The following is a 1,197-nucleotide window of genomic DNA, read 5'->3' as shown; positions in this document are numbered from 1 at the left end:
CCCGCACCGCGCCGCGGATGGCGCCGCCGGTGTCCTGCGCAATCGTCAGGCGCTGCATCGGCGCGCCGCTGCCGGGTGTGCGCGTCGACACGAACACCGGGTAGCCGAGCGGCGTGCTGCGCGGATCGACGGCAATCGAGCGCCCCGCCGACAGCGGCACGCCGAAGGCGCCCACCGGTCCGCCCACGGGCGAAGTCGATTCCTTGAAGAACACATAGCTCGGGTCCTTGATGCCCGAGCCGGCCACCGCGCCGGCCGCGCGCCGCCCCGGCACCACGACCGGGCCGCTGGCAACGGGCCGCGCGAGCGTGAAGCCGCGCGTGCGGATGGTGCCGCTGTCGACCGCGCCGACGTCGTCGTCATCGCAGTCGTCAAGCTGCAGCTCGATGGACGAGCCGAGCACCTTCACCGGGCTGCGCGGCTTGCCGTTGGCGGCCTGCGCCAGCGTCGGGCGGAAGGGCTGGCCGTTCTGCTCGGCGTAGGCGACGCGAACGATGTCGCCGTTGGCCAGCTTGATGCGCCCCGAGCCCTGGATCTGCATTTCGTACAGCGCGGTGGCGCTGCTCACGAAGGCCAGCACCTTGGCGTTGGGCGCACCCTTGGTTTCGATTTCTTCGCGCGTGTAGTACGGCAGCAGTTGCTTGCCCTCGACCCGCAGGCGCACCTTGCGGTCGAGCGTGTCGCGCGAGATGCCCGAGAGGTCGAGCGCAAAGAGGCCCGGCGCGCCCATGTCGCGCGTGCTCAGGCCGGTCTGCACCACCACGTTGCGCCCTTCCACGCGGGCCGCCACCGTGCCGTTGCCGGCGGGCAGCTTGCGCGCGTCGGCGAACAGCATGTCGTCGGGCTGGCCGTACACGGGGTAGATGAAGGGCGCGCCATACTGACGGGCGCCCGCGATCTCGGGCTCGAAGTAGCCGGTGACCACGCCGTCGGGCTTGCGGTCGTCGTCGCGAATCTGATAGGCCGAGAACTCGCCCTCGAAGAAGCCGCGGATGGCGTTGCTGTTCTTGCCGTCGACCTTCAGCGCGCGGTCGCACACCTCTTTCCATTCGGCGCCGCGCCCGGTCAGCACCTTGCAGCTGCCGAGGAAGGCGGGCCAGCTTTCGGAGAAGTCGTCGCGCGCCCAGCCCGGCACCGAGTCGAAGCCCACCGAGGTGTAGGTGGCGAGCTGGGTCGAGAAAGTGCGCGCCTGGCCGG

At 70.9% G+C, this 1,197-nt stretch carries 1 protein-coding gene; it reads right to left on the bottom strand.

Annotated features, from left to right (window positions below; all coding sequences use genetic code 11):
* The coding region (locus ACSFA3_RS24485; protein WP_435507972.1) for an MltA domain-containing protein at positions 1–1,197 on the bottom strand (1,197 nt) is incomplete at both ends.

Origin of the sequence: Variovorax glucosi, from assembly GCF_051216695.1 — a bacterium.
Lineage (GTDB): Bacteria > Pseudomonadota > Gammaproteobacteria > Burkholderiales > Burkholderiaceae_C > Variovorax.
The sequence above is the reverse complement of the archived record's forward strand: the minus strand, read 5'-3'. Positions and strand labels throughout refer to the sequence as shown.